The sequence below is a fragment of the Pseudomonas sp. 05N434 genome (assembly GCF_056396965.1).
This window is the reverse complement of sequence record NZ_JBFTMK010000562.1, coordinates 1-3,282: the sequence shown is the minus strand read 5'-3', so window position 1 is coordinate 3,282 and position 3,282 is coordinate 1. Positions and strand designations below refer to the sequence as shown.

The 3,282-nt window shown below is 57.0% G+C and carries 5 protein-coding genes; 3 read left to right on the top strand and 2 right to left on the bottom strand.

All coding sequences use genetic code 11. From position 1 onward, the window contains the following. The 3 genes from AC1DLB_RS25835 to AC1DLB_RS25825 form a co-directional block, all read left to right on the top strand. Positions 1-1,263 (top strand): diguanylate cyclase domain-containing protein (locus tag AC1DLB_RS25835; RefSeq protein ID WP_477785894.1); only part of this gene is annotated, 1,263 nt, incomplete at its 5' end. A gap of 116 nt (positions 1,264-1,379) precedes the next feature. Next, a complete protein-coding gene (locus tag AC1DLB_RS25830) occupies positions 1,380-1,535 on the top strand; it encodes a stress protein (protein WP_477743378.1) in 156 nt (51 codons plus the stop codon). A 74-nt stretch (positions 1,536-1,609) separates the two neighbouring features. After that, on the top strand, positions 1,610-2,113 hold the full coding sequence (locus tag AC1DLB_RS25825; protein ID WP_086944815.1) for a DUF4142 domain-containing protein: 504 nt from the start codon (positions 1,610-1,612) through the stop codon (positions 2,111-2,113). Positions 2,114-2,155: 42 nt separating this feature from the next. Here AC1DLB_RS25825 and AC1DLB_RS25820 read toward each other — a convergent pair whose 3' ends face one another. Next, complete coding sequence (locus tag AC1DLB_RS25820) at positions 2,156-2,563, bottom strand: low affinity iron permease family protein (RefSeq protein WP_477743379.1); 408 nt, start codon at positions 2,561-2,563, stop codon at positions 2,156-2,158. Between the two features lie 208 nt (positions 2,564-2,771). Beyond that, a complete protein-coding gene (locus tag AC1DLB_RS25815; protein WP_477785893.1) occupies positions 2,772-3,281 on the bottom strand; it encodes a DUF2867 domain-containing protein in 510 nt (169 codons plus the stop codon). Position 3,282 lies beyond the last annotated feature (1 nt).

The following is a 3,282-nucleotide window of genomic DNA, read 5'->3' as shown; positions in this document are numbered from 1 at the left end:
GTATTTGTCAGCGCGGCCTGCGAGCGCATTTTCGGTTACACCCCCGACGAGCTGATCGGCCAGTCGATGATCGATCTGGTTCACCCTGCCGACCGACAGCGTACCCTCGACGCCGCGCGCGAGATCATGGGGGGCGAACCCAAGCTCAACTTTGAAAATCGTTACCTGCGCAAGGACGGCCGGGTGGTGCACATTCTCTGGTCGGCACGTTGGTCGGAGGTCGATCAGTTGCGTATCGCCGTGGCGCGCGACATCACCGAGCGCAAACAGGCCGAGTCCCGACAAGCGGCGCTGTATGCGATCTCCGAAGCAGCCCACGCGGCGGAAGATTTGCTGGCGCTGTTCAAACGCATCCATTCGATCATCGGCGAATGGCTGCCGGCGTTGAATTTCTCCGTGGCACTGTATGACGAGCACTGCGCGCGGCTGAATTTCCCCTATCACGTCGACGACCATGAGCTGCAACCCGAGGATCCCGGGACTGTTACCGGGCGTTTGTGCGCAGAAGTGATTCGCAGTGGCTTGCCGATTCTGCTGACCCCGGATCAGGACAATCTGCCGGAAGGGTTTGCGGCATTGGTCAAGGGCCAGGACTCACCCTGCTGGCTGGGCGTGCCGTTGAGTTCGCAAAACGGCACCATCGGCGCTCTGATCGTCAAAAGCGTGCCGGGCGGCGAGCGCTACACCGAGCAAGACAAGGAGTTGCTGCAGTATGTTTGCGCTCAGGTCGCGACCGCGATCGAGCGTAAGCAATTGCACGCCCGGCTCCAGCGCATGGCCCAGTACGATCAACTGACTCAGCTGCCCAATCGCGAATTGCTGCGCGAACGCCTGAAAGCTTCGCTGGCGCTGGCCCGGGCAGACTCCGGTCGAATGGCGTTGCTCTATGTCGACCTTGACCGCTTCAAGCAAGTCAACGACACCCTCGGTCATGCGGTCGGCGACATGTTGCTGCAAGCGGTCGCCAATCGGCTCAAGGGCTGCGTGCGCGAAACCGACACGGTGGCGCGCATTGGTGGTGATGAATTTGTCGTGTTGTTGCACAACATCCACGCCGCCGAAGATGCCGAGAATGTGGCGGGGAAAATCCGCCAGGTGCTGGTTCAGCCCCTGCGTCTGGACGGGCACAACCTGACGATCCAGCCGAGCATCGGCGTCGCGCGATACCCCGAACATGGCACCGAAGAAAAGCAGCTGTTCAGGCATGCCGATGAGGCAATGTACGCCGCCAAGCGCCAGCACCATTCACGTCTCGGGGTCTGAAAATCCGTCACCGTTCGTCGCGATGCTGCCAGGTTTTCTAAACCTTTTCAGGTATGGAAATTCATATCCTATGCGGGCGTCTGCTCGCTGTGATCATCACCAAGAGGATGAGAACCATGCCTACTTCAAAACATCCGACCCCGGGTAGCGCCATCGATCGAACGAAGGCGTCTGAAGCCAATCGCAAAGGTGGGAAAACTACCACGACGACTGTTGATAAAGACCCTGCCAAAGGCGGCATGGGCCGCAAAGGCGGTCAGAAAACTCCGTAATAGGTGAAGGTAGTTTTGTTTAATGGACGGGGGCGCAAGCTCCCGTTTGAATTTTCAGGAAGGAGGGCGCGACCATGAGCCGGATGGCCACCCGTTTACGCAATGCCGGTTTTGCCACGTTACTGGGCCTGTGCGCCAGCAGTGCCTTTGCCCAGTCTCCCGCCGAATTCGTCAATGAGGCGTCGGCCCAAGGCATGGCCGACATCGAAGCCAGCCGCCTGGCGCACCAGAAAACCGCATCCAAAGAGGTCAAGGATTACACCATCGTGGTGATCAACGATCGCACCACCGCCAACCAGCATCTGGCGAAAATTGCCAAGCAACTCGATTTACCGGTCGCACCACGCGAAGAGGTGGTCGACAAGGCCAAAGCCTTGATACCGGAGATTAAGGACGATACCTCTTTCGATCAGGCGTACGTCGACAGTCAGGTAAAAACCACCCAGGAAGCCATCGAGCAACTTCAACAACAAGCGCAGACCACGGACGTGCCGCAAATCAAAGCGTTCGCCGAAGAAACCCTGCCCAAGCTGCAAAACCATCTGCAAATGGCCAGGGCGCTGCAAGCCAGTCGTTAGTCAGTCTGTTGCGCGGGTGACGTCGGTCACCCGCTGCCGGGATCAATCCTGATTCGAATCCTTCTTGGTTTCCTCGACGACCGTGCCGTCCAGGGAAATCGTTTCCCCCTCGCCGAGGGTGCGATATTTCTTTCTCAACGCTTCCAGCTGTTTGAGGTCCAGGGACTCGAGCCCCAGCATCGCGTTCTGCGCGTCCTTGGTCACCCGCAATAACTCATCGATCTTCAGGTGCAAAATGTCCGTGTCACGGTTCTGGGTGTTCTGGATCAGGAACACCATCAGGAAGGTGATGATCGTGGTCGAGGTGTTGATGATCAGTTGCCAGGTATCGTTGAAATGAAAAAACGGCCCACTCAGGCCCCAAAGGACAATCAGAATGATCGCCCCCATAAATGTCCGGGGTTGGCCCGCCCATAGGGAGAGTTTCTGTGCGATTTTCGCGAATTTCATTGCCGTGCTCCTTACAGGGATGCGCCTGATTTTCAGACCGCACGGGTGTCATGAAAATTCTGTTTGAAAGCCCCGTGGTTGATGAAAAGCCGGGGCTTTGAAAAGCACTTGCTGCGTTTGGAATCTTTAGAGGTATAGAGGCCTGACGTTTGACATGAGAGCCTTGGCCAGGCTTGCCAGAACAGCCTTACGATGGGCGGGTTAGACCTTAGGGACAGGTAGCCAGAGGCCAACCGACGCGCGCTGCACGGAGGAGGCTGGCCTTAACAACCAAGCGGTGAAATGGGGCAATAACGAAGATGTAGGCCCGGCCTAGACGGTTGTGGCACTGGACCACGGTTGAAAAAACGAGTTGGCGACTGCCTTCTGGCTCTGCCTCTCCAGAACATAGGATCGATATCCGGAAGTCGAGGTGTTTGTCGTCCTCTCCCAACACGATTTCAGTCTGGTTCGTGCTGTAGACCTTGAAGATTCCAATCCGATTAGCAAGTGATGCCAAATGTTTGGTTGTCTTGAGACCAAAACAGGCAACGATAGTGTCTCGGACTTTCATGAGCCATCCGATCCAGGATGGCTGGTGGGAAAGGATGAATCGAGCTAGCAAATCTGGATTGCTGGATGTGCCCGCAGGGAGCCGAATCGCAAAAGCGTCCGCTAGGTTCATTGACTTGTAAAGGTGGGTGATGCCGGACCTCGAGGGGACTGGCACGGACATAATG